Genomic DNA, 24,373 nt, shown 5'->3' with positions numbered 1-24,373 from the left:
ATTATGGCAGGAGGTAAGGAAACCCCAAGGCAGAAGATGATCGGTATGATGTATCTCGTACTGACAGCTCTTTTGGCCTTGCAGATTAAAGATACAGTACTTGAAAAGTTTGTATTAATGGAAGCAGGCTTGGAAACTTCAAACGAAGTTTATGCTACAAGCAATGCTCAAGTATTAGCCAGTATTGATAAGGCAGCGAAAGATCAAGGAAGTAAAGAAACTGATATGGCTGTTGTTAATGCTGCAAAGCAAGTGCGTCAGAAAACCACCGACATTGTTGAGTACTTAGCAGGTATTAAGCAAGAAGTAGGTCTTAAATCATCTGGTGGTGATGCCGAAGCTATCTATGAAAGAAGTACCCTAAAGAAATACGAGGAGCCTTCTAACTACTTAGTAGAGCAGAAAAAGGCAGATGAGATAAAGGTGCGTTTAGATACTTATAATGATGAGATGAAGTCGATTCTATCTCAGATTGGTATCAATAAGAACTGGCAATCACTTGCACTTGATGCGAGTGAAATCGAATTCTATAAGAACAATCCTGAAGAAAAAGATAAGGACTTTGCGAATTTGAATTTCTACAAAACACCATTGGCAGCTGTTTTAGCTCAACTTACGTTCTACGAAAACCAAATTTATGCCCGTGAATCAGAGGCATTAGGTTTATTAGGAGGTAGAGTAGGAGCTACAGCAGTTAAAGGTTTTGATCAGATTACAGGTACTGTTTTACCCGTATCAAACGTGGTTACTGCAGGAACTGAGTTTGAAGCAGAGCTTTTCTTAACAGCATCTAACTCAGCTTTGGAGCCTACTATGACTTATAACGGTTCAAAATTAACAGTTGAAAACGGTAGAGGTAAAGTAAAGTTTAGAGCTTCAGCAACCAATTACGTTGATAACTTATCGAAGCAGACTTTCAGAGCTGAAATTACCTATAGTGACGGTGGTGAAATCAAAACAGTGCCTATTGTGCACGAGTATATGGTGGCTAAGCCTGTAATTGAGGTAAAAGCTGAAGCAATTCAGAATCTTTATCAAAATTCTGCTAACGTACTTCAAATCAACGTTCCTTCATTAGGACCAGCTTATAACCCTTCTTTTACGGTAAAAGGTGCTGAGCAGAGAGCAGGTTCTAAAAAGGGTGAAGTAGTAGTAATTCCAACTACGGGTACTAGAAATGTAACTATTGGCGTTAGTAGTGGCGGAGCCTTTATTGACAACGTAAGCTTTACTGTAAAATCTATTCCAAGACCTAAGTTTGTGGTTAAAGTGGATGGTAAAGATTACAATGCTGAAAGCGGTTACAATGGTATACCGAATAAGCTTAGTCTGATTTTAGAACCAGATGAAGATTTTCTTAAAAACTTTAAATCTGATGCTAACTTCTTTATTTCGAAGGGCAAGGTAATGCTGATTCAGAATAATCGCCAGAGCGGTACAATCAATATAGATGCTGCTACTACGGATGTGGATTTAGCGCCTTTGAAATCTAGAATGAGAGCAGGCGATAGGTTGCGAGTTATTGTAGAAGAATATACGCGTTTGAATTTTGCCAACCAGAAAGAAGTGGTGAAATACAGCGATGGACAAGAAATAAATATTAATTAATTATGAGAACTCTCTCAGCAATTTGTTTTTTACTCTTAGTGAGTGCCAGTAGTTTTGGCCAAGCCAACTCCAATGGAACCGCACCTATTGATAGTGTGCAAAACTCAAGAAGGTATAATATCAACTCCGTTAGACCCATTAGAAGTGAGGACGTTATGTTCAGCATTCGAGTATGGTCTAAAATGGACCTGAGAGAGAAATCTAATGAAGGTTGGAATTCCAGGTATTCTAAAATTGTTGAAATCATTTTCGAAGGCATTGATCTTTGGTACAACTCTGCAGAGGGAGAAGGAATTGCTCCTTACAATCCGTTAACGCAAGGTTTTGATGATTCAGACTTATTATCGGATAGAAACGCTTATACCGATAGAGTAATCATTGATGGTACAAAAGGTGAAGATGCTACTTTGGATGAGATTGATCGATGGAAAACTGAAGCGATTACACGAGGTGTTGAACCTGATGCCTATGTGCAGCAGAAAACACGTGAGAAACTTGCTCCAGATTCTATTCCAAAAGATAGAATTGCCATGTTGGAAATTGAGGAAGACTTGATCTTTGACAGAAACCGTTCTGTACCAATTTGGGACATACAATCTGTAAAGGTTGTTGCTCAGGCAGATATTGCTGGCGGTGTTGAAAAGGAGATGGTAAGAGTTAAATACAAAGACTTGGTAGCTTATTTGAACAAGGTCTATCGTGAAAGTGTAGCAAATAAAGAGGAGAATGTGAGGGCTTTTTGGTTCAATCCACGAAACCCACGAAACTTTGATATTAGCTTAACCAATGCTTTTGATATGCGATTGTTCAGTTCAAATATTGTTAAGTTCTCTAACCCAAGCGATGCAGCTATGGAGCAATTCTTTGAGGCTCAAATCACAGCAGGAAAGAGAAACTTGATGGAGATATCAAGGGATTTCAGATATCAATTATTAGAAACCATGCATAACCTCTGGGAATATTAATTAAGGTTATTGAAGTTATAAATTTGGAAGGAGGCTTATGCCTCCTTTTTTTGTTGGAAGAAGTTCTGGATTCTTCTCGCTCGACTCTCTCCTGCAATAGCAGATAGTTCTTCAAAACTGGCAGCCTCAATTCTGCTCATGGTACGGAACTCTTTAAGTAATTTGTCTACTGTAAACCTTCCAATACCTTTAACATTTTCAAGCTCAAAGTTGAAGCTGTTTTTGCTGCGCAAATCACGATGGAAAGTAATGGCAAAGCGGTGGGCTTCATCTCTCAATTTTTGGATAAGCCGCAGCGATTCAGATTTCTTATCAATGTGGAGTGGGAAGGAATCTTCGGGAAAGTAGATTTCTTCAAGCCTTTTCGCAATACCTATAATCGGGATCTCACCATAAATCCCCAAACTTTTCAAGGCATCGCAGGCAGCACTTAGTTGGCCCTTGCCTCCGTCTATAACAATGAGTTTTGGTAAGGGCTGTTGCTCTTCTAAAAGTCGCTTATACCTTCTGCCTACTACTTCAGTCATCGAAGCAAAATCATCTGGCCCGATAACCGTCTTAATTTTGTAATGTCGGTAGTCTTTCTTAGATGGACGTCCCATTTTGAAACAGACCATTGACGCTACTGGATTTGTTCCTTGTATGTTTGAGTTATCAAAGCATTCAATATGAACAGGCAGTTCTTTTAGCTGAAGGTCAATTTGCAATTGTTTTAATACCCGGTTGCCCTTGTCTTTTACATTGTCCAGCGACTGATACTTTTCTTTTTTAGCGAAGAGCGAATTTTTTAATGATAGCTCTACCAATTTACGTTTGTCACCAATTTGGGGCACAACAGGTTGGAAGGTTTCCGAACCCAAATCGATTGTCTTATTGGTCAGAATTTCTTTCGTTATGCTTTGGTAGCGGTCTCGCATATCTACCATCATCAGCGAAAGAATTTCTTCGTCTGTTTCGTTAAGCTTTTTCTTGATCTCATTGGTTTTAGAAAGGTTGATCATTCCGTTTTTAATGCGGATGTAATTCACGAAAGCATACTTTTCATCTGATACAATGGTAAATACATCTACATCTGTAAGCTTGGGGCTTACAATAACTGATTTGGAATGGAAGTCATCCAATAACTCCAACTTCTCTTTAAACTCTTGTGCCTTTTCAAACTGTAGTTCTGCAGCGGCTTCCTGCATTCGTTCTTTAAAATAACTTTTAGGAAGCCCCAAATTTCCTTTTAGAATATTCAGTGCTTGATCAACATCTTTGAGGTAGTCTTCTTCACTTTGTAAGCCTTCGCAGGGGCCTTTACAATTGCCTAAATGGTATTCTAAACATACTTTAAACTTCCCCTTAGCTATATTTTCTTGCGATAAGTCAAAGCGGCAAGTACGCAAAGTGAACAAACTGTTGATCAATTTGAGCACGTTATTCATGGCCTTTACATTGGTGAAAGGACCGAAGTATCTTCCTAAAGAAGGAATTAATTTACGTGTGCTATAAATTCTAGGAAACCGTTCATTAGAAACACACAGATACGGAAAGGTTTTATCATCCTTGAGTAGGATGTTGTACTTAGGTTGATTCTGCTTGATGAGGTTATTCTCTAGCAACAGGGCATCAAACTCGGAATTGACGAGTACGATTTCTATGCTTACAATTTCGCTCACCATGCGAGTCGTCTTTCTGCTGTGTTGTGCCGATTTATTAAAATAACTCGACACACGTTTTTTCAACGACTTTGCCTTGCCAACATAAATTAGCGTATCCTCAGCATTGTAGTACCGATACACGCCCGGGTTATCGGGTAACTTTAAAATGTCTTTTGTTGAAAAGCGTATCGCTTCCATTTACCAGTTTAATAAATTTCTGGATCATATATGGTAGAACCCGAAGTGGTATCCTGAGGCGCAAGTATATCCTGAAACTTCTGACAATCAATTTCCATTTGAAGATTGGTAGGGCGTTCAAAAAGACCTTTTTGAAGGTTTATGGAAGTGTCTTTATAGACTTTCTCAAAAAAGCGACCTACAATTGGAAGGGCTGTTCTAGCTCCTTGTCCATCAGGCCAGCTTCTAAAATGGATTGCGCGATCATCTCCACCTACCCAAGCACCAGCCACTAAATCTTTGGTTACTGCCATAAACCAACCGTCAGAGGCGTTTTGTGTAGTGCCTGTTTTAGAGCCTACTGAGTTTTCAGTTTGGTTAAAGTTGGTGATTTTATATTCACTCCAAAGTCTAATTCCAGAACCATTGGTAGTATTTTCTTGTAGCATATTTAGCATTACGTAGGCTACATCTTCGCTAATCGCTCTTTTCTTTTGAGGAACTTTGCTCCAAATAACGTTTCCGAAGCGGTCTTCAATTTTGGTAACATAATGAGCTTCTATATGTGTTCCTTTATTGGCGAAGGTACCAAAAGCCGAAACCATTTCTTTTACCGAAACATCTACAGTGCCAAGTGCAATAGAATAGTATGGGTCAATTTTCGATTCAACCCCTAACCTTCCAGCCATTTTAGAAACGTTATCGGGTTTTACAATGTCCATTACGCGTGCAGAAATGGAGTTTACAGATTTTGCCATGGCGGTTTTCATGGTCATTTTTTCACCTGTAAATTTGTTGTCAGAGTTTTGAGGAGACCATGAGTTTTGCCCAGCGATTTTAATTGTTATGGGTTGATCTTCAAATTCGTAACATGGAGAAAAGCCTTTTTCAACGGCTGTTGCATATAAGAATGGCTTAAACAAAGAACCTGCTTGCCTTTTTCCCAATCTAACATGGTCAAATTTGAAATACTTATAGTCAATGCCTCCGACCCAAGCTTTAATTTCACCATTGTGTGGATCGGCCGCCATAAAGCCTGCTTGTAAAAAGTGTTTATAATATTTGAGTGAATCCATTGGGCTCATTACCGTGTCAATTTCTCCCTTCCAAGAGAAAACTTTCATCGGAACTTTCTTATTCAAATAATAATCAATTGAGTCGGAGCCTTTACCATATTCTTTCTCTAGGCTTCTATACCTTTCGGTTCTAGGTAGTATCTTTTCTATAAAGTCTTTGATTACTCGGCCTTGGTCATCAATCCAAGGCTCACGCATATTACCATTGTCGTCTTTCAATTTATTGAAGAAACTGGCTTGCACTTGACGCATGGTACTGTCTACTGCTTGTTCGGCATAGCGCTGCATTCTACTATCTATAGTGGTATAAATTTTTAGGCCATCGGCAAATAAGTCGTAGCCCAAATCCCTAGCAATTACGATAAGGTCTTTCTGTACTTCAGCTCTAAAATACTGGCCAGGTCCAAAGTTTTGATCTTGGGCGTTGTAGTCAAGTACAATGTCTTGAGGAGCCAAAGTATCGTAGGCGGCTTTTTCAAGATATCCGTATCGCACCATTTGGTTCAACACTACATTTCTTCGTGCTTTCGAGTTTTCGGGATTTCTTATAGGGTTATAACGCGTAACTGCTTTCTGAAGTCCAACCAAAACTGCGGCTTCTTCAACATTAAGTTCTTTAGGTTTTTTATTAAAGAAGCTTTCTGCTGCAGATTGAATTCCAAATGTGTTGTTTCCGAAACTTACCTGGTTGAAGTACATGGCCATTAGTTCGTCTTTTGTATAAGATCGCTCCAATCGCACCGCTAAAATCCATTCCTTAGTTTTATATATAAGTTGGTCTAGCATGCGGTTTATGCCTTCTAACTTTCCTTTTTCGTCTTCTTCAATAACACGCGTATCAAACAAGTTTTTAGCCAACTGCTGGGTTACGGTACTTCCTCCTCCTTGTGGATTAAAAGTTAGCACCCCAAAAGCTGCTCTTAACATACTTCTTAAATCAATTCCTGAGTGGCTATTAAAACGAATGTCTTCTGTCGCTTTTAATGCATTAATAAGGTTAGGCCCAAGCTGATCATAGGTAACAGGCTTTCTATTGTCTCTATAATAAGCACCAAGAATTTCGTCATCGGCACTAAAGAGCAATGAGCTGAGGTTTTGCTCGGGATTTTCTAACTGACTATAGCTAGGAAGTTCACCAAACAGGTTGCTCATATTGCTACTAACTGCCCAAATGTACACAGGGAAGCCCACAAAAATTAGAACGAAACTCACCCAAAGTAGTACCGTTAATTTTTTGAGTATTTTTTTGTCACCTTTCTTTTCTTCCTTGGCCATGTCTATTGATAGAATGTATTATGAAATCTGAGGTAAGCTTCTAACTCTTTACTTTGAAAGAGCATCTGAAAGTTATCTCGTGATATTGCAAAATTATTAAAATTTGAATCGACTTCTATTGTGAAGTCGGCTAAAGCTTTTTTGAATGCCCTATGATAGGCTTCTACTGTTTTTTTGTCTTCAAAAGAATTGATGAAGATAATACCCAATTTTTTACTTTCATCGAAAGCCAACTGCCCCACACTCAGTTTTAAATGACTGAAAGTTTCTTTATTGAAGTTTTCGATTGCTGTTCTTAAATCAGCTGTTTTGGTTACTTCACTGTTATATACAATTGCCAAAAGGTGAAGTTGTTTGAAATCTTCACTGTATTCAAAATCTTCACTCCTTACGATGGTTTCCTTAACTGGGTTAACCGCGATTAAAAGATCTTTTGCATAATTGGTCAAACGACCCTCAGGATATTTGGCTACAAAAGCTTTTAAAGCTTCTTCATAAGAAAACAAGCTTTCAGTTTTTCCTTTTAATATGGCCGATAGCAATTCAACAGTTGGCATAAAATCGACATCTTCAAAGGATTGCAACGCGCCTCTTAATATTTGGTCAGCTTTTACGTATTCTCCGTTTTCATAGGCACTATAGGCCGAAGCATATACTTTTTGTAATGCCTTGTTACGCGCTTCTTTTTCGGCCAAGTAATTTGGGTTGATGAGTGTTTTGGCGATTAAAGATTCAGGGAAAGCATCAATAATTTGCTGCTTATAAGTTTGAGCCTGATTTGGGTCTGATTCGAGATAAAGGGTGTACAGCGCAAAAAGGGCATCTAATTTATATTCAGTATTGGGGTATTTTTGAACAAGCGTTTTGTAAGTAGTGGCAGCTTTGGCCGTTTTTTCGAGCCCAAACCTATATACCGACCCAAGCTTAAAGTAGGCTTCTTGAATTTCAAGGTGAAGTTTTTCTTTCGCTTCTGCAGTAGTAGGAATAGTAGCCAGCAACTCTTTTTTCTTGGCGGCTCTTCCTTCATCTGCAAGGGCAGCTTCTTCTGGTTGGTCAGTAGCATCGTCTGTAATATTCTCTTCAGTCGATGATTTTGTAGTGGAAGATGCTTCTTTTGTAGATCTCCTCCAATTATCTTCTAGTTTTCTATTGCCCCATCGTCTTTGGAACTCGATTGTTCCTAGTTCTACTGCTGCATCATTATAGAAATACCATTCGCTTGATGGCGCATTGGAAGAAAAACCACTTCCGCTAGAGGGAGATATTACCGCTCCTGTGGAAGCCGCGTTTCTAGCTTCTTCTTTTTCGCGTTCCTTAGCCTCTTTTTCTTGTTGGTTTAAATAATTGTCCACAAACGCGTCTAGCGAAATAGCGGGTAATTCTGCCAAAGACAGCAAGCTATCGTTTACCTGAATGGTTTTGAGTTGTGTTACAAAATCAGTGAGTACTTCTTTTCTTTTTACATGATTTGGATAACCGTCAATATCAGTAGGCATTATAGAAACTGCACTGTCGTAATAGTTGCTGGCGAGTTCAAACTTTTCGTAGATATCGAAATAAAGTTGGCCAATTCTTAAATAAGAAAGAGACTTCTGTCGGGGCGAAGGTTCTTCAACCGATACCGCCTTTAGGTAATTATCAATGGCCAAATCGTAATGGGTTTGTTTCTTTTCAAACTCTCCCATTTCATAATAAATCTTGCCTTGGTACTCTTTGTTTTTGCCGTCTTTTAAAAGCTGGGCATAAAATTTCCTCACTTTTTCTACTTCAGAAGTGCCATTCACCGAACTTACTTGTTGCATGTTTAACTTGGCGTGGAAAGTAAGGTCGTATGGCGGGGTGCCGGCCAATGAGGCTTTATAGTATTGATAAGCTTCGGCATTCTGACCTTTTTCTTGCTCAATTTGTCCAAGAATGAAATTGATCCTCGATTTGGTGTCTTTTTTAGTAATGACCTCTGCCACTTCTTTAAGATTTTCAGCCATGGCTTCATAATCTTCTTCGCGCTGATAATAATAAGCGAGCATCACCTTATAGTCGGCCATGTTTTCATCTGTAAGCTCTTCGGTTTCTAAATAATTAGAAACTTCCTTAGCTTTTTCTTTATCGCCAGCGTCCATATAGGTTTGCATTAAAGCAATCAATGAGGCATGCCTAGTGGGGTCGTCTTCGCTGGTTTGATTGATGTATTGAAGGGTTTCAATGGCGAACTGAAATTGGGCTCGAAGGTGGCGGATTTTTCCAATTATTAAATAATTATCATCCGTCCAGTCGCTGCTTCCGTACCATTCAATCACCTGAGATGCTTTTTTAAAGGCATCGTCTAATTTGGCTTTATTGCTCTGGATGGTGCTTGAGTCTATATCAGGATAGATTTTTAGAATCTGATCGTAATTGTATTGATACGAATCTTCAATTTGCTGATTGACTTCATTTAAATATTGGTTGGCATAGAAGTATCCATTATACCGGGCGTTCATATTCTGATACCCTTTGGAATTACAGCCTACGAACAATGATATAATGGCCAGCAGACCAAAAAATCTAATGATATGTAAAAATCTAAATCTCAAAATTTCGTTTACCCGATTAAGGAACGAAATTAAATCTTAATTAATACAAATAAAGGAAGTGGATTATCTATTAATCTATAATTTTGTTGTCCTTAGAAAATAACGGTGGCTAAAATTAAAAAAACACTCTCGAACTGGTTGAATAACAGGCACATTCTGATCATTCAGAATGAAGAGGATTTCTCTCATAAAGCAACATATAATTTTACTTACGCGAGAATTATCTTTTTTAGCTTCCTAGCATTTGTCTTGATATTCGTTATCAGCTTTTATTTGGTAAATACAGTTTTAGCACAATGGTTTGACCCTACCCATGCCGAAAGAGAAACCAGAAAGGATTTAGTAACGATGAGCCTTTCTCTGGATTCGTTAGCCACAGAATTAGAAAATAGAGACCTTTTTATTCAGAGCATCAAGCGAGTATTAGAAGGCGATGAAGGAACTGGAAAAGAAGAATTGGCCGAGACTGAGGCTGGGCAAGTGGAGCTTTCAAGAAATCCCAACTCTCAAGAAATAGACTCACTTTTTAAATCTGAGTTCGAAACAGGAGGAGATTTCTTATTAGGCCGAAACATCGATAACATGGAGTTAAGGCAAACCTATTTGTTTTCGCCCATCAGTGGTTACGTTTCGCAGCCTTTCGATCCTAAAAACGAGCATTTTGGAATTGATGTGGTTTCGAAAAAGGATGAACCTGTTAAATGTATTGCCGATGGCACGGTAATTTTTGCCTCATGGACGCAAGATGCCGGGAATGTAATAGCCGTTCAACACAAAGAGAATTTAATTTCAGTTTATAAACATAATTCTGCACTGACCAAAGAAGTGGGGAACTTCATTAGTGCAGGCGAAATTTTGGCAATAATTGGCAATACAGGAGAGTTAACCAATGGGCCACACCTGCATTTCGAACTTTGGTATAACGGAAGCGCTGTGAATCCTGAAGATTTCATCGTATTTTAGGCGCACTCAACTCAACAGTATATAGTAAAATGTTCACATCTAAGGAATCAAAGAAAGATACTAGGACTACCGAAGAACAAAGCAATACCAGTAATATAATTGGTAAAGACACCGTGCTCGAAGGTAGTATCGAGTCGGTCGGTAATATCAGAATTGAAGGCAAAATATTTGGCCACGCCAAAGCAAAAGCCAAACTGGTAATGGGTACAGACGCCACAGTAGATGGCAATGTAACGGCTAGAACAGCTGAAATTGCAGGAACCATTAACGGTAATATTGAAATTTCTGAACTGCTAATCTTAAAACCTTCTGCAGTAATTAAAGGTGATATACTTACCAATAAATTGGTGGTAGAGCCAGGCGCAACTTTTAACGGAGGCTGTAAAATGGGACACTTGGCCAAAGAAATTGAAATAGGTAAGCCAGCAAGCCAAACCAGAGAAGCCGCCATAAAAAGAGCGTAGGTAACTTCTTTTTTCTATTTCTTACTTTATTTATGAAGCCTAAGAAATCACCTTTCGAAAAAAAGCCAGTGAATATTTACCTCAAGTATTCACAGTTAGGCTTACAGATGTTTTTAACCATAGGCCTTTGCGCTTGGCTAGGCTACAAAATCGATCACAGGTATTTCGAGGGTAAACCTATTTTTTTTATCATTCTATTCCTCCTAGGAGCCTTTGGGGCTTTCTATCAATTTTATAGACAAATAAAGTCTGACTGAAATCAACATAATTCGCTACCTTTGCGCGATGAATTCGATTAAGACGCAGACGCTCAGGCTTTTGGTATTTTCCGGGGTCGTGTTTTTGCTTATTTTCGTTCTAGATAAAGTACCTGTTACCAGTGGTTTAATTCACGAAAAGGCCTACGGATTATACGTTTTTATAACCGTTTTAAGCTTTGTATTGAGTATTGGAACCTTATTCTTTATTAAAAATACCGACCAGAATGTTTGGAAGGGAGTTTTTATGGGTGTGATGGTAATAAGGTTATTATTTACAATAGCATATATCGCTATTGTGCTTTATTTGGGAATGGAGGATCGACTTCTCTTTGTAATTAATCTTTTTGTTGTCTATTTGTTTTACATGGTGTTTGAAATCATGGGCTTAGTGTCTAACTTGCGCGCGATTTCAAAGAAGGCTGAATAAGTAATGTTCGAAAAAAAATCAGTAGTACCAAGCAAAGCGCTTTTAATTAGTTTTTTAGCGTTATTCCTACTCTTAGTTCCTGCACTTTCTAGTGCAAAAGCATCTTCGGGTGGAGATGATAAAGAAGGAGCAACAGACTTTATCCTTCATCACGTAGTGGATGATTATACTTGGCACTTCTTTGATGGAGATTATGGTACAATTTACCTACCAGTAATTCTTTATTCTGAAGATAGAGGTATAGAAGTTTTCTCATCACATCACTTCTATAATGAAGCCCACGAAAAAATAGCATATAACGGTTATGAGATAAGTGAAGATGGCCACATTGCTGCTTTAGATGAGGGCAGACACGCCATGGACTTCTCGATTACAAAAAATACGGCCATGCTTATTCTTATAATGATTGTTTTATCAGTCATTGTGTTAAGTGCCGCCCGCCATTATAAGAAGAACCCTAGAACAGCTCCAAAAGGAGTGGCTTCATTTCTAGAACCTATTATAATATATATAAGAGACGAAATTGCAAAACCAAACATTGGTAAGAAGTACGAAAAGTTCATGCCTTATTTGCTCACGCTTTTCTTCTTTATTTGGTTTGGAAACCTTTTAGGGTTGTTGCCAGGAGCTTCTAACCTAACAGGAAATATTGCTGTAACTTTTGTTTTGGCAATGTTTACTTTCGTTTTCACGAATATCAATGGTAATAAAGATTACTGGAAACACGTGTTTGCAACACCTGGTGTTCCAAAACCATTATTATTAATTATGGTACCAGTAGAGTTTGTAGGCCTTTTCACAAAGCCTTTCTCTCTAATGGTTCGTTTGTTTGTAGCCATTACGGCAGGTCACATTGTAATCTTAAGTTTGATTGCTTTGGTATTTATCTTCCAGTCTCATGCGGTAGGTGTGGCCAGTACAATAATGGTAATCTTTATTAATATGATTGAATTGTTGGTAGCAACTATTCAGGCGTATGTGTTTACGCTTTTCTCTGCTATGTATATTGGCGCAGCGGTAGCAGAACACGAACATCACTAAGAAACTTATTTGTTTAATTTTATAAAACACGAATTATGTTAACTACAATTTTACTTACTGCAGGTTATGCTCTTATGGGAGCAGGTATTGGTGCAGGGATCGTTGCGATAGGCGCGGCCATAGGCATCGGTAGAATCGGTGGTCAGGCAATGGAAGGTATTGCAAGACAACCAGAAGCTGCGGGAAAAATTCAAACAGCAATGTTGATCATCGCTGCTTTGATCGAGGTAGTTTCTCTATTTGGTGTGGTAGTTTGTCTTTTGATTGCTACTAACCCAGGTATTGTTGAGAAATTATAAAAAAACTAATCGGAGTGGCGTTAGGCCACTCCTTTTATTTGATTTGAACACAGATTTTAAAATATAAATTATGATTGCTGCTAACTTATTATCTCCGGGTGTTGGCTTAATTGTTTACCAAGCAATAGGTTTCTTAATCTTATTGTTTGTTCTGGGTAAATTTGCTTGGAAACCAATTTTAGGTGCCCTAAAAGAAAGAGAAGACAGTATTGAAAGTGCATTGCTTTCTGCCGAGCAGGCAAAAAACGAAATGCAAGCTTTACAGGCCGATAATGAAAAACTATTGGCAGAGGCAAGAGTAGAAAGAGATAGCATCTTAAAAGAGGCCATCGCTACTGCTACTTCAATCAAAGAAAGCGCTAAGGAGGAAACTTCTAAAATTACTGCAAGAATGATTGAAGATGCCAAAGCAGCAATCGAAATCGAAAAGAAAGCCGCTCTTACCGATGTGAAAAATAAGGTTGCTGTGCTTTCATTAGAAATTACCGAAAAGCTGCTTAGAAAGCAGTTGGAGGATCAAAAAGCTCAGAAAGAGCTGATTGATGGTTTCGTAAAAGATTTGAACCTTAACTAATAGGTATAAATGTCAGAATTCAGAATTGCTTCCCGATATGCCAAATCACTGCTAGAATTAGCCAGTGAACAAGGTAAGTTGGAAGAAGTGAACAAAGACATGCTACTTTTCTCTGAAGTTATTTCAGAGAATAGAGATTTTCAGTTGTTTCTGAAAAACCCAGTAGTAGCACACGACAAGAAATTGGCGGTATTGAATCAGGTATTTACTGGTAAAGTAAATGACCTCACATTGGCAATCTTTAGAATTCTAGTAAAGAAACAGAGAGAAGCCTATTTATCGGCAATAGCTACAGAATTTCATCACCAGTATAATGCCAAAACAGGGATAGAAGAAGCTACGGTTACTACTACTTTCCCTATTGATAATGAACTCCGCAATGAGTTTAAGGCTGTAGTGAAGAAAATATCTGGAAAGGAAGTAGAACTTACCGAAAAAATTGATGAAAACTTAATCGGGGGTTTTATTCTAAAAGTGGGCGACCGTCAAATAGACGACTCCATTAACTCAAGGCTTAAGGCCTTAAAATTGAAATTTAGTCAAAACCCTTATGTAAAGGAGTTTTAAATAATTAACACATAACTGTATCATAAAATGGCAGATGTAAGACCTGATGAGGTTTCAGCAATTTTAAGAGAGCAACTCTCAAACTTTAAATCAGAAGCTGAATTAGAAGAAGTAGGTACCGTATTGCAAGTAGGTGATGGTGTAGCCAGAATCTATGGCCTATCTAAGGCGCAATCGGGAGAGCTTCTTGAATTTGAAAACGGACTGAAAGCCCTAGTATTGAACCTTGAAGAGGACAATGTAGGTGCTGTATTACTTGGTGAATCAGCTGAAATCAAAGAAGGCGATACCGTTAAAAGAACAGGTAAAATCGCATCTATCAATGTAGGTGAAGGAATGGTTGGCCGTGTGGTCGACACCCTTGGTAACCCAATTGATGGTAAAGGACCTATTTCTGGCGAAACGTTTGAAATGCCATTGGAGAGAAAAGCTCCTGGGGTAATTTACAGACAACCAGTAACTGAACCTCTTCAAACAGGTATCAAAGCAATTGATGCTATGATTCCGATTGGAAGAGGACAGAGAGAATTGGTAATTGGTGACCGTCAGACAGGTAAAACTGCCGTAGTTATCGATACTATTCTTAACCAAAGAGAATTCTACGAAAAAGGAGAGCCTGTATTCTGTATCTACGTTGCCGTAGGTCAAAAGGCATCTACTGTAGCAGGTGTAGTAGCAGCCCTTGAAAAAGGTGGTGCAATGGATTACACTGTTGTAGTTATGGCTTCTGCTTCTGATCCTGCTCCAATGCAGTTCTTCTCGCCAATGGCGGGTGCTGCTATTGGTGAGTATTTCAGAGATACCGGAAGACCAGCGCTAGTAATTTATGATGACCTTTCTAAGCAAGCAGTAGCTTACCGTGAAGTTTCTCTTCTTTTAAGAAGACCTCCAGGGCGTGAAGCTTACCCAGGTGATGTATTCTATTTGCACTCTAGACTTTTAGAAAGAGCTGCAAAAGTGAACGATAACGATGACATTGCTGCGGCAATGAACGACCTTCCTCCTTCATTACAGGGAAAAGTGAAAGGTGGTGGTTCGTTAACAGCCCTTCCAATCATCGAAACACAAGCAGGTGACGTTTCTGCTTATATTCCAACCAACGTAATTTCAATTACAGACGGACAGATTTTCTTGGAAACTAACCTTTTCAACTCTGGTGTGCGTCCTGCAATTAACGTAGGTATCTCAGTATCAAGAGTAGGAGGTAACGCTCAGATCAAATCAATGAAGAAGGTTTCTGGTACTTTAAAGCTTGACCAAGCTCAGTTCCGTGAATTAGAAGCTTTCGCAAAATTTGGTTCTGATTTGGATGCATCTACTAAACTTACAATTGATAGAGGTAGAAGAAACCAAGAGATTTTGAAACAACCTCAATTTTCTCCAGTACCTGTTGAAGAGCAAGTAGCAATCATTTATGCTTCTACTAAAGGACTTTTAGATAGAGTGCCAGTTGAGAAAGTTAGAGAGTTTGAGAAGGAGTTCTTAACAATCATGAGAACTTCTGAAAGAGCAGCGCTTGATTTACTAAAAGCAGGTAAGCTTGACGAAGCTGCTACTTCAGCAATCGAGAAGACGGTTAAAGATTTAGCAAGTAGGTATTAATTTCATTAAGCCTAAATCGTAATAGATGGCGAATTTAAAGGAAGTAAAGGAAAGAATTAAGTCGGTATCTTCTACCCAGCAGATAACCAGGGCCATGAAAATGGTGGCTGCTGCAAAGTTGAGAAGAGCTCAGGATAAGATCATTCAGTTGAGACCTTATTCAGAGAAATTATCGGCTATTCTTGCCAATGTATCTGCTGGTAACAGCGATGAGTCTATGACCACTTACGCCCAAGAGCGTGACGTAAAAAATGTACTTATTGTGCCAGTAACCTCTGATAGAGGACTTTGTGGAGCGTTCAACTCAAATATCAACAAAGCATTAAATGTAGTAGTAAAAGCCCATGAGGGTGCAACTATTCACGTAATGCCTATTGGTAAAAAAGCGTTCGATATGTCTAAAAAGCAGAAATTCACTAACGTGACTGCTTATTGGGATATGTTCTCGAAACTGAGCTTTGAAACGGCTCGTGAGGCAGCAGAATACGCTATGAACGGTTATGTTGAGGGTAAATACGACAAAGTAATATTGGTATATAACGAGTTTAAGAACGTAGCCACTCAGGTTGTAAGAAGCGAACAGTTACTGCCTATTGTTCAGGTAGAACAAGAAGGCGAAACAACCGCTACTGGAACGGATTATATCTTCGAGCCTTCAAAGGATTTTATCATTGAAGACTTGATTCCGAAATCGTTGAAAATTCAGTTTTACAAAGCAATATTAGAATCTAATGCTTCTGAGCATGGTGCTCGAATGACGGCCATGGGCAAAGCAACCGATAACGCTGGTGATTTGCTGAAAGAACTGAAATTGATGTACAACAGAACACGTCAGGCAGCCATCACCAAAGAAATCCTAGAGATTGTAGGTGGAGCAGAAGCTTTAGCTGCCGACAACTAGAAATTCAATTGTAATAAGTAGAGAAAGCCCTTTTGAGAAATCAGAGGGCTTTTTTGTTTGCTGTAGGCTCGTGAATTTCCTGCATCCCTTCCTAGTTCGCAATGCAGTGCGGACTGGTCTTATTACTCTTCTCAACGCTTAATCTCATAAAAAAACCAGCCTTGTTCCCAAAGCTGGTTTTCTGTTCTTTCTAATTTATGCACTTAAAGCTTTGCCTGCCGACTTTAGGCAGGTGCATTACAAAATAGGTACTCGCCAAAGGCTCGCTTGCCGCTAGGCAGGCAAGCACCAGTTACCGTAGTGGACAAGTGAGTGCCAGGGGGAGTAAATCAAATACTTTGATACATTACTGAAGCATAATCCAAAACAAGAAAAACGATTTTTTCATAAATAGATTAATCTCCAGCTGACTTGACTAAAATCAGTCAAGTCAGCTATTTCTAGACTTTATTCTACTAACTATACTTAAAAATATGATTAAAATATTGGCTATAATAAACGGAAATATATGAATTTTAGAAAAAACACTTTTTTCCACATCAGGCTCTGATCTTAACCAATAGAAGGCAAGTAAAACTGAAAGAAAGAATATGCTTAAAATTGCAAAACACCAAGCCTTTTTATTATTAAAGAGGATTACTGGCGAAAAGACCACGAACAATACCACCGACCTAAATAATCCAAATGTAAAACCCAAGAATAGAGCCTTCGAAATTGAATTCATGAAGAGAAAGTATGCCAAAACCGTAAAAATGAAATCGGATACAATTAATACTACGGCCAGTTTTTTCATCTCACAGGTGGGTAACTTACTTTCATAAATTCAATCAAACGCCCTTGTTGGTGGCTTTTGACCAAAGGATGCTTTGGTTTATGCCTATTGGCATCTAATACATCAAGACCGTTCTCCTCTGCATATGCTTTATAAGCATCATGATTCGCAAACTCAAGTAAACCACTAGGGTCAGAATACGAAATTGGATTATCGTAAAACGCACGATATGGAGTCCAACTAGTTTCAACGTCTGCCAATGGATCAATATTGGCAAACCTACCCAATGTAGCATCATACATTCTGGCATTGAAATCGTACAGATTCAGGTCGAATTCCGTCTGCTCTTCGTTACCATTGAACTTGTAGTTGTTGGGCTTGGACAGCGGGGCAGTGGAACTTAATGCACTTATGTTGAGACCGAAAGGATAGTAATGATCCTCTTGAAGAATTGCCCCCTTGGTGTGGGTGATGTTCAGGTCATCAAAATATACATCAAAGCCCGTTTGGCCTTCGTTCGATAAATATACATAAACATAGCCGCCTTGTGTAATATTTACTGTATTGAAGGATAATTTTTCATGGGCTCCACTGGCCGCACTGGTCACCTGGTTAAAGCCTCCGCTAAGGTAATTGAAGTCTTGGTTACAGGGTTAGCACACACAAAGTGTACGCACCAGTTACCGAAGTGGATAAATGAACCTCAGAAGCTTCTTAGTTGGCAATGCAGTGCGGACTGGTCTTATTACTCTTCTCAACGCTTAATCTCATAAAAAAACCAGCCTCTTTTTGTAGCTGGCCTTTGCTAATTCATTCATTTTATAAGCCAATCAAAGCTTTATAAACTTACCTTCTAAATTAATCTTATAAGACTCCTTTGATTCAGTAACCTCACTGCCCCCCGAACTTACATCAGTTTTTTTATCACTGTAAATCATACTTAAAGTCAGATCAGAAGTTAATGTCGAGTAAGTCATTTTATCGTTTCCAAAATGGTATTCAAAACCTCCTATTTCTTTAGAGTCGATGAGCTTTCCATCTTCATCATATATGCCCAAAAGAACTTTCTTCATCTTAACATCAAAAGGAATTTTAGGATTAAGCCTGACTACATAAATTAACCCTTGATTAGACTTACCTAAAGTGACCTTAGAGAGTAGGTTAACTTCGTACATAGGTAATTCTCCATGCTTCTCTGATAGTTGGTCAATCTGAGATAGTTCAAGTAACTCAGTTTCAAGAATCAAATATTCTTTGTCTTCGGTATTCAAGGAAGATAAGAATGCAGAGTCAATATTAATTGGCAGGTTAGTTTCATCAAAGGACTTGACGAAAGCGTCAAAACCGGTATCATTGATTTCGCAACTTTGAAAAGCCAGTGATAAAGCCAAAACAGTAGTGAAAAAAAGTGATTTCAGTCTCATTTTTATAATTTTTAAACCTATTAGATAATTCTTTAAAATTTATCCTCCCCCCAATATTCTTCTCCTACCTTCCGCTAAAAACGAAGCTACCTGACCTCTAACATTACGAGCAGTTGAAGAAATTCTACTGGAAACACTCCTTCCAGAAGAACTCGTTCTTGATGCTGAAGTCGATGACGCTTGACTAGTTGCTGTAGGTGCCCCACCGCTAGTATTAGACTGAGCATCTGGAGTAGTATCCCACTTGAAAAATGCAGGAGAGTTAGAGTCCCAACTTTCGCCACTGCCCAGAACAAAAGAGTCTGATTGAGCTCCATTTCCTGACGAATTATGGCCAAAAGTAATCACTGTATTTCCTTCATCATTTGTTGAAACACCTGTGACCAGACCTGTATGATATGGGTAGTTACCATCCATTCGGAAAGTCACGATATTACCAGCTTCGACTTCACTATTATTGACAGAAGTCGTATTACCTTCAATATTTAATACACCACTACCAGTATCTCCGGTAGGTGTCACATTACTTGGGTTTGGCTCGCCCGCAGTAACAACACAATTGGATACAGTTGATGAGCAGTTACCAGCAACACCAGGAGCATTTCCACTAGGGGCAGTATATGCAGAGATATTCCATGTATAGGTGGTTCCTTCATCAATATGCTGTTGCATTTGAGCAACGGCATTTGCTCTTTGAGTTGAATCAGACCCCAACGGATCATTGAAAGATATAGGATTATTGGTATTCCATGCATAAAGGGATTCATGATGCTTGACAACTGGGTCTACCTGATGGAACCGTCCTAATTGCGGATCATAAGACCTAAACTCAGGTGTGTACCAGTCCAGGTCGAACTCTTCATTTAACTCCATGCCGTTGTATTTAAACTTGTTCGGCTTGGTCAGTGGGGCAGTAGAACTCAGGGCGGATATGTTTAGACCAAAGGGATAGTAATGATCTTCTTGCAAGATTGCGCCTTTGGTGTGGGTAATCCTCAAATCATCAAAGTACACTTCAAAATTTGTATTGCTCTCGTTAGAGACAAACACATAAAGATAACCACCTTGAGTAATATTTACTGTATTGAAGAATAATTTTTCATGGGCTCCACTGGCCGCACTGGTCACCTGGTCAAAGCCTCCGCTAAGGTAATTGAAGTCTTGGTTACAGGATTAGCACACACAAAGTGTACGCACCAGTTACCGAAGTGGATAAATGAACCTCAGAAGCTTCTTAGTTGGCAATGCAGTGCGGACTGGTCTTACTCCCTTCTCAACGTTTAATCTCATAAAAAAACCAGCCTTGTTCCCAAAGCTGGTTTTCTGTTCTGTTATCAGGCTCTTAACTCTTAAAAAGCGTAAACCAGATACTTTGATACGCTGCTGATTACTTCCAATGCTGCCAGACAGTATCCTTTTCTATCAAAACTAAATCTCCACTTTTAACATTGTACTTCCAAACTGGAGGAAAAGTCTCATCGAAACCATCATCAAAGTCAAACATCTGAAAGCTAGACATTAGGCTGTCATTAAAAAGGCCCTTGTTGTAAAGTTCACTTGTTTTTTTGCTTTTCAAATCCATTAGTGATACAGGTTTACTGTTATAGTAAAACATCCCCTTTAATTCTAATTGTAAATCTTCTGGTGACAAAAAACCTATTCTCATAAATTTTATCAGGTTGCCGTCTATTATTATATGATAGTGATAATAGTTGGTCACACTTATATGAGGAATTGGATATTCTTCTTGGTAATGCCCTAACTCAGTTAATATGCTTTGGTTAATTTGAAGGGTATCACTAGGAGATATTGGCTCTTTACTTTCGGTACTGGCTTTATTCCTGCTCTGGTTACAAGAGTTACAGATTAAGACTAATATTAGAAATAATAATTTTTTCAATTACTTAGAGTTTAATTGACCAAAAAACAAACGTTTATAATTTCCTTTTATATTACGTATATATTCGCCTTCGGAATAGAAGCTACTTAACGCCCAAAGCCTACCTGAATTTTTCATATATATGTAATTGTTAAAAGGCTGAATTCCACCATTCCTATTAGTCAATCCCTGTATCCTTCTACGATCACCATACAAACCATCCTTTTCATCAGCTATTGTGGTTGTTTTTACGTGAGAATGTATTTCAGCAATAGTTTGATTTGCAGTAAGTCCGAAATGACTGAAGCCAGGAGCTACTTCTTCATTTTGAAAAGTTCCCACGCCAAATAATTCCTTCCCATTTTTACCCCCCCCTAACCGCAGACCATTCAACCTCACTATTGTTAGAAGCAAATAAGAATAATTTAAACACATCATCTTGACCATCTGCACCAGTCGTTGCAATGCTTTTTAACTTTTTCGTTCCTCCTGTGTGCTCGCCTGCAAATTCCGAAACTGACAAATCAGATATTATAGTCCCATCACCAGCGTCTTTTTTATCCACTTGGACGTATTTAGATTCCTTAACATTACCATTTTTATCGGTGGCATAAAGGCGATCATACTTATCATCAGTTTCTTCTAATAACTCAACTGAACCATCTTGATTTAATTTATAGTCATCCAGTGTACCACTGGGGTCAACCCTGATCATAGGGTTGTTCTGGACATAGTTGTAAGGGGTCAGCCACTCCCGACTGTCCGCCATTGGGTCTATGTTCATAAACCTGCCCAAGGCGGCATCATACATCCTAGCATTAAAATCATAGACATTCCAATCAAAGTCAACCTGCTCTTCATTCCCAGACAGTTTGAACTTATTAGGTTTAGATAAAGGAGCGGTGCTTGAGAGGGCGGATATGTTCGCGCCAAAGAGATAGTAATGGTCTTCTTGAAGAATTGCCCCCTTGGTGTGGGTTATGTTCAGGTCATCAAAATATACATCAAAGCCCGTTTGGCCTTCGTTCGATAAATATACATAAACATAGCCGCCTTGTGTAATATTTACTGTATTGAAGGATAATTTTTCATGGGCTCCACTGGCCGCACTGGTCACCTGGTTAAAGCCTCCGCTAAGGTAATTGAAGTCTTGGTTACAGGGTTAGCACACACAAAGTGTACGCACCAGTTACCGAAGTGGATAAATGAACCTCAGAAGCTTCTTAGTTGGCAATGCAGTGCGGACTGGTCTTATTACTCTTCTCAACGCTTAATCTCATAAAAAAACCAGCCTTGTTTCCAAAGCTGGCCTTTCTGTTCTTTTCTAATTTATGCACTTCAAGTGCATTACAAAATAGGTACTCGCCAAAGGCTCGCTTGCCGCTAGGCAGGCAAGCACCAGTTACCGCAGGGGGCAAGTGAGCGCCAGAGGGTATACCTTTAATCCTCAAAACCTTAAGCTTAATCAAACTTCTTCACGAGTTTGTACTTACCATCCTTAGATTCAAAGTAACCTTCAACTGTCGTGACTTTTTCTTCTATGATCTTGCCACCTTGGTCTATTCTATAACGGGTCTTAACTTCTAAAAGAGCGTGATTTCCTTTCATGTCTTTATCTTCTATTTCAGGATACAGATACTGATAAAAACTCTTGTTTATAATATAACCCTCCAAAATATTAGAAAAAGCCTGCCAGGAGTCAACTAAAAAGCCTGCCAGTTCCTTGTCGTCAATGAGAGTTCCGTCATGTTTATATGTAATAGCATGTATTTTAGTAACAGTGTCTCCGTACCCGTCTATAAACTTCTCCATTATTAACACTGCCTTAAAATTATCTCTCACAGGTAATAGACATACTCCTCGAAAAGTGCTTTTTACATTTTCTCTTAAGCTAGATGGTATAAACACCGTAAAATTGTCATCAATAATGAATGTAGCCTTCTTATCTTCAAAAGTATATGCGGCATATGGTAAGGATTGGTTCTCAAACTCCTCAAGATAGTCATCGAACAATTCTTGACTCAAGTCTTGTCCCTTACATGCAGTTATAGATAATATTATCAGAACTGCTGATAAAGTTCTTTTTATTGTACTCATTTATATCTTTTCATTTATTGGTTTCTTCTTACTGCAACAATCGTATAGGTTACATTTGAATTTGCCCTGTATGCTGTTGTCCCTGAAATACTCCCATTATTAAGACTTAAGGTATTATCTCTAGAAGTACCATTAGCTTGATTAATTGTTCTAGGATCATAAAAATTAAATGTAGAACTACCGTTTTGAAGGTTTGTTGTAGCCGATGATATGGACACCCAGTGGTCACCAACCCCATCACCATTGTAATCAACATGCACTCTTACCGAGCTCCCATTAGTAACTTGCGACCTGATATAATCTATTTGATTTTGTGTTCCAGTTATGTTATTGACAGTTCCTCCCAGAGAAGTTGCCCCACTATTACTAACCATTACACCACATTGATAAAAACAATTACCTTCGTCCCCTTCTTTATTTTGAGATCCTATCTGCCTTCCATTTTCATCATACCTAGGTTCTCTTTGAGTTTCCCAGTCATCTTCTTCCAAGACAGTTTCAGTCCTTGACTCTAATTGATTCTGATTAAATGTGATGCTTAATCCATCACCTAAATCCATAGTGTAGCTCGTACCAATATTCTGATATCCATCTTGCTCATCACTGCCTTCTCTCCAAAAGACAGCACCACCATCAACTAAATTACCATCTTCATCAACCTCTTGATACCAATCAGTACCTAATGGATCAATAAATCTTGTTGGATTATTTGCAACATAGTGATATGGTGTCATACCAATACTATGCTCTACATCTGCCATAATATCAATCTGCATGAATCTTCCCAAAACCGGATCATAAGTTCTGGCATTAAAATCATAAACGTTAAGGTCGAATTCTGTTTGTTCTTCATTGCCTGACAACTTAAACTTGTTCGGTTTGTTGAGTGGAGCGGTGGAAGAGAGTGCTGCAATCGACAAACCGAAAGGATAGTAATGATCTTCTTGCAAGATTGCGCCTTTGGTGTGGGTGATGTTCAGGTTGTCAAAGTAGACCTCAAAATTGGCGGTGCTCTCATTGCTGAGGTATACATATACATAACCGCCTTGGTTGATGGTGGCTGAAACGGAGAGGGTTTGGTAACCAGAAGTCTGGTCAGCCCTGTCGAAACCGCCAACGCCCACAAAGTTGAAGTCTTGGTCAAAGACAAGCATGTTCAAATAGGCCTTTGCACTGGTGGACGTACTTCCCGAATACAAAAACCCTGTGGTTGACACTCCATTAAAAAGGTCATACACGGCCTGCTGCTCTACGCCCCCACCGCTTAGGCTTCCAAAGAGCCCTGCTATGGCTGATACCATGGTGGCCTTGGTTTGCACACCAGTGGAAGTGTTGCCCGTATGATAGGAGTCCACGGTGACGGACACCTGGTCGCCTGCGGTTACGGCCAGCAGTTTGGCCGGGCCTGCCCGTCTTGCGGCCACAGAACCGTTCAGGGCGGCTACCTTGTCATCGGTAAAACCGGGTACATCGGTGGTGTTGATGCCCGGTTGGGTGCTGCACACTTCTTCCACATTGAGGAACAGGTTTTCTTCATAGGTTTCCATGTTGGTACCGGAACTGCTCGTCCCGGTTTCCATGGTGGCCCTGTACTCAGTTATGTCGGTGGCTTCTGTGAGGGTCATGCGCGTATTGCCCAAATGGTCTTTAATATAGTAATCATAGACCAGATTTGCACCACTTTTTCTTACCCTGCCTTCTTCGTGGGCAAAGTGCTGCAGGGCGTTGTTCTCGTAAATAAAGCCCCCTGAATAGTCGGTGGTGGTCACTGTGCCGTTGTCGTTGG

25 protein-coding genes are annotated in these 24,373 nt (G+C 39.2%); 13 read left to right on the top strand and 12 right to left on the bottom strand.

What is annotated here, in order from left to right:
• Window positions 1-3 precede the first annotated feature (3 nt).
• Both porM and OB69_RS03695 read left to right on the top strand, forming a co-directional pair.
• A complete protein-coding gene (gene porM / locus OB69_RS03700) occupies window positions 4-1,608 on the top strand; it encodes a type IX secretion system motor protein PorM/GldM (RefSeq protein WP_053222336.1) in 1,605 nt (534 codons plus the stop codon).
• Between the two features lie 2 nt (window positions 1,609-1,610).
• Entirely contained in the window at window positions 1,611-2,573 is a 963-nt protein-coding gene (locus tag OB69_RS03695) for a hypothetical protein (RefSeq protein WP_141655399.1), read from the top strand.
• 35 nt (window positions 2,574-2,608) lie between these two features.
• On the opposite strand, the gene uvrC is transcribed toward OB69_RS03695, so the two are convergent.
• From uvrC to porW, 3 genes are read right to left on the bottom strand one after another with little or no spacing between them, the layout of a single operon-like run.
• Entirely contained in the window at window positions 2,609-4,414 is a 1,806-nt protein-coding gene (uvrC, locus tag OB69_RS03690; RefSeq protein WP_053222334.1) for an excinuclease ABC subunit UvrC, read from the bottom strand.
• A gap of 8 nt (window positions 4,415-4,422) precedes the next feature.
• A complete protein-coding gene (locus OB69_RS03685) occupies window positions 4,423-6,744 on the bottom strand; it encodes a penicillin-binding protein 1A (RefSeq protein ID WP_071426694.1) in 2,322 nt (773 codons plus the stop codon).
• Window positions 6,745-6,746: 2 nt separating this feature from the next.
• Complete coding sequence (gene porW, locus OB69_RS03680; RefSeq protein WP_221404848.1) at window positions 6,747-9,317, bottom strand: type IX secretion system periplasmic lipoprotein PorW/SprE; 2,571 nt, start codon at window positions 9,315-9,317, stop codon at window positions 6,747-6,749.
• Between the two features lie 105 nt (window positions 9,318-9,422).
• Here porW and OB69_RS03675 point away from each other — a divergent pair, with 105 nt between their 5' ends.
• From OB69_RS03675 to OB69_RS18550, 11 genes are all read left to right on the top strand, one after another.
• Window positions 9,423-10,280: a M23 family metallopeptidase gene (locus OB69_RS03675; RefSeq protein ID WP_245620774.1), complete on the top strand. Its 858-nt coding sequence runs from the start codon at window positions 9,423-9,425 to the stop codon at window positions 10,278-10,280.
• A gap of 29 nt (window positions 10,281-10,309) precedes the next feature.
• Window positions 10,310-10,744: a bactofilin family protein gene (locus OB69_RS03670; protein ID WP_053222332.1), complete on the top strand. Its 435-nt coding sequence runs from the start codon at window positions 10,310-10,312 to the stop codon at window positions 10,742-10,744.
• Window positions 10,745-10,776: 32 nt separating this feature from the next.
• Window positions 10,777-11,001 carry an AtpZ/AtpI family protein gene (locus tag OB69_RS18970; protein ID WP_053222331.1) on the top strand — a complete coding sequence of 75 codons (225 nt, stop codon included), beginning with the start codon at window positions 10,777-10,779 and terminating at the stop codon, window positions 10,999-11,001.
• A 28-nt stretch (window positions 11,002-11,029) separates the two neighbouring features.
• Window positions 11,030-11,431, top strand: coding sequence for a hypothetical protein (locus tag OB69_RS03660; protein ID WP_053222330.1), 402 nt, complete (start codon window positions 11,030-11,032; stop codon window positions 11,429-11,431).
• Window positions 11,432-11,434: 3 nt separating this feature from the next.
• Entirely contained in the window at window positions 11,435-12,472 is a 1,038-nt protein-coding gene (gene atpB / locus OB69_RS03655) for a F0F1 ATP synthase subunit A (RefSeq protein ID WP_053222329.1), read from the top strand.
• A 35-nt stretch (window positions 12,473-12,507) separates the two neighbouring features.
• Window positions 12,508-12,771 (top strand): ATP synthase F0 subunit C, encoded by a 264-nt coding sequence (atpE, locus tag OB69_RS03650; RefSeq protein ID WP_053222328.1) that lies wholly within the window; start codon window positions 12,508-12,510, stop codon window positions 12,769-12,771.
• A 70-nt stretch (window positions 12,772-12,841) separates the two neighbouring features.
• The gene (atpF, locus tag OB69_RS03645) at window positions 12,842-13,345 is read left to right on the top strand and encodes a F0F1 ATP synthase subunit B (RefSeq protein ID WP_053222327.1); all 504 of its coding nucleotides are present in this window, start codon (window positions 12,842-12,844) and stop codon (window positions 13,343-13,345) included.
• A 9-nt stretch (window positions 13,346-13,354) separates the two neighbouring features.
• Window positions 13,355-13,912, top strand: coding sequence for an ATP synthase F1 subunit delta (atpH, locus tag OB69_RS03640; RefSeq protein WP_053222326.1), 558 nt, complete (start codon window positions 13,355-13,357; stop codon window positions 13,910-13,912).
• A gap of 27 nt (window positions 13,913-13,939) precedes the next feature.
• Window positions 13,940-15,514 carry a F0F1 ATP synthase subunit alpha gene (gene atpA / locus OB69_RS03635; protein WP_053222325.1) on the top strand — a complete coding sequence of 525 codons (1,575 nt, stop codon included), beginning with the start codon at window positions 13,940-13,942 and terminating at the stop codon, window positions 15,512-15,514.
• Between the two features lie 25 nt (window positions 15,515-15,539).
• Complete coding sequence (atpG, locus tag OB69_RS03630) at window positions 15,540-16,415, top strand: ATP synthase F1 subunit gamma (protein ID WP_053222324.1); 876 nt, start codon at window positions 15,540-15,542, stop codon at window positions 16,413-16,415.
• Window positions 16,416-17,005: 590 nt separating this feature from the next.
• Window positions 17,006-17,236, top strand: a complete 231-nt coding sequence (locus OB69_RS18550; protein WP_157608479.1) for a hypothetical protein — start codon at window positions 17,006-17,008, stop codon at window positions 17,234-17,236.
• Here the strand turns inward: OB69_RS18550 and OB69_RS03620 are convergent.
• From OB69_RS03620 to OB69_RS03580, 9 genes are all read right to left on the bottom strand, one after another.
• A complete protein-coding gene (locus tag OB69_RS03620) occupies window positions 17,205-17,795 on the bottom strand; it encodes an RHS repeat domain-containing protein (RefSeq protein ID WP_053222322.1) in 591 nt (196 codons plus the stop codon). The two genes, OB69_RS18550 and OB69_RS03620, sit on opposite strands and share 32 nt — an antisense overlap.
• 222 nt (window positions 17,796-18,017) lie before the next feature.
• The gene (locus OB69_RS03615; protein WP_053222321.1) at window positions 18,018-18,611 is read right to left on the bottom strand and encodes a hypothetical protein; all 594 of its coding nucleotides are present in this window, start codon (window positions 18,609-18,611) and stop codon (window positions 18,018-18,020) included.
• Window positions 18,612-18,650: 39 nt separating this feature from the next.
• Entirely contained in the window at window positions 18,651-19,739 is a 1,089-nt protein-coding gene (locus OB69_RS03610) for an RHS repeat-associated core domain-containing protein (RefSeq protein ID WP_053222320.1), read from the bottom strand.
• Window positions 19,740-19,998: 259 nt separating this feature from the next.
• Window positions 19,999-20,511, bottom strand: a complete 513-nt coding sequence (locus tag OB69_RS03605) for a hypothetical protein (protein WP_053222319.1) — start codon at window positions 20,509-20,511, stop codon at window positions 19,999-20,001.
• Window positions 20,512-20,832, bottom strand: a complete 321-nt coding sequence (locus OB69_RS03600; RefSeq protein ID WP_053222318.1) for a hypothetical protein — start codon at window positions 20,830-20,832, stop codon at window positions 20,512-20,514. It abuts the gene before it with no gap.
• Window positions 20,833-20,854: 22 nt separating this feature from the next.
• The gene (locus tag OB69_RS03595) at window positions 20,855-21,607 is read right to left on the bottom strand and encodes an RHS repeat-associated core domain-containing protein (RefSeq protein ID WP_053222317.1); all 753 of its coding nucleotides are present in this window, start codon (window positions 21,605-21,607) and stop codon (window positions 20,855-20,857) included.
• A gap of 106 nt (window positions 21,608-21,713) precedes the next feature.
• Window positions 21,714-21,959: a hypothetical protein gene (locus OB69_RS03590; RefSeq protein ID WP_053222316.1), complete on the bottom strand. Its 246-nt coding sequence runs from the start codon at window positions 21,957-21,959 to the stop codon at window positions 21,714-21,716.
• Window positions 21,952-22,587: a hypothetical protein gene (locus tag OB69_RS03585; RefSeq protein ID WP_053222315.1), complete on the bottom strand. Its 636-nt coding sequence runs from the start codon at window positions 22,585-22,587 to the stop codon at window positions 21,952-21,954. Before OB69_RS03585 ends, OB69_RS03590 begins: the two co-directional genes overlap by 8 nt.
• A gap of 14 nt (window positions 22,588-22,601) precedes the next feature.
• Window positions 22,602-24,356, bottom strand: coding sequence for an RHS repeat-associated core domain-containing protein (locus OB69_RS03580; RefSeq protein ID WP_053222314.1), 1,755 nt, complete (start codon window positions 24,354-24,356; stop codon window positions 22,602-22,604).
• Between the last annotated feature and the right edge of the window lie 17 nt (window positions 24,357-24,373).

It is taken from the genome of Roseivirga seohaensis subsp. aquiponti (assembly GCF_001267955.1).
GTDB lineage: Bacteria > Bacteroidota > Bacteroidia > Cytophagales > Cyclobacteriaceae > Roseivirga > Roseivirga seohaensis.
Note: the sequence above shows the minus strand (reverse complement) of the source record. Positions and strands in the feature narration are given on the sequence as shown.

What these genes read in the sequence shown, in the direction of transcription:
- porM (WP_053222336.1), top strand. Translation starts at nt 4, where the DNA reads ATGGCAGGAGGTAAGGAAACCCCAAGGCAGAAGATGATCGGTATGATG.
- OB69_RS03695 (WP_141655399.1), top strand. Translation starts at nt 1,611, where the DNA reads ATGAGAACTCTCTCAGCAATTTGTTTTTTACTCTTAGTGAGTGCCAGT.
- uvrC (WP_053222334.1), bottom strand. Translation starts at nt 4,414, where the DNA reads ATGGAAGCGATACGCTTTTCAACAAAAGACATTTTAAAGTTACCCGAT.
- OB69_RS03685 (WP_071426694.1), bottom strand. Translation starts at nt 6,744, where the DNA reads ATGGCCAAGGAAGAAAAGAAAGGTGACAAAAAAATACTCAAAAAATTA.
- OB69_RS03670 (WP_053222332.1), top strand. Translation starts at nt 10,310, where the DNA reads ATGTTCACATCTAAGGAATCAAAGAAAGATACTAGGACTACCGAAGAA.
- OB69_RS18970 (WP_053222331.1), top strand. Translation starts at nt 10,777, where the DNA reads ATGAAGCCTAAGAAATCACCTTTCGAAAAAAAGCCAGTGAATATTTAC.
- OB69_RS03660 (WP_053222330.1), top strand. Translation starts at nt 11,030, where the DNA reads ATGAATTCGATTAAGACGCAGACGCTCAGGCTTTTGGTATTTTCCGGG.
- atpB (WP_053222329.1), top strand. Translation starts at nt 11,435, where the DNA reads ATGTTCGAAAAAAAATCAGTAGTACCAAGCAAAGCGCTTTTAATTAGT.
- atpE (WP_053222328.1), top strand. Translation starts at nt 12,508, where the DNA reads ATGTTAACTACAATTTTACTTACTGCAGGTTATGCTCTTATGGGAGCA.
- atpF (WP_053222327.1), top strand. Translation starts at nt 12,842, where the DNA reads ATGATTGCTGCTAACTTATTATCTCCGGGTGTTGGCTTAATTGTTTAC.
- atpH (WP_053222326.1), top strand. Translation starts at nt 13,355, where the DNA reads ATGTCAGAATTCAGAATTGCTTCCCGATATGCCAAATCACTGCTAGAA.
- atpA (WP_053222325.1), top strand. Translation starts at nt 13,940, where the DNA reads ATGGCAGATGTAAGACCTGATGAGGTTTCAGCAATTTTAAGAGAGCAA.
- atpG (WP_053222324.1), top strand. Translation starts at nt 15,540, where the DNA reads ATGGCGAATTTAAAGGAAGTAAAGGAAAGAATTAAGTCGGTATCTTCT.
- OB69_RS18550 (WP_157608479.1), top strand. Translation starts at nt 17,006, where the DNA reads ATGCTTAAAATTGCAAAACACCAAGCCTTTTTATTATTAAAGAGGATT.
- OB69_RS03615 (WP_053222321.1), bottom strand. Translation starts at nt 18,611, where the DNA reads ATGAGACTGAAATCACTTTTTTTCACTACTGTTTTGGCTTTATCACTG.
- OB69_RS03585 (WP_053222315.1), bottom strand. Translation starts at nt 22,587, where the DNA reads ATGAGTACAATAAAAAGAACTTTATCAGCAGTTCTGATAATATTATCT.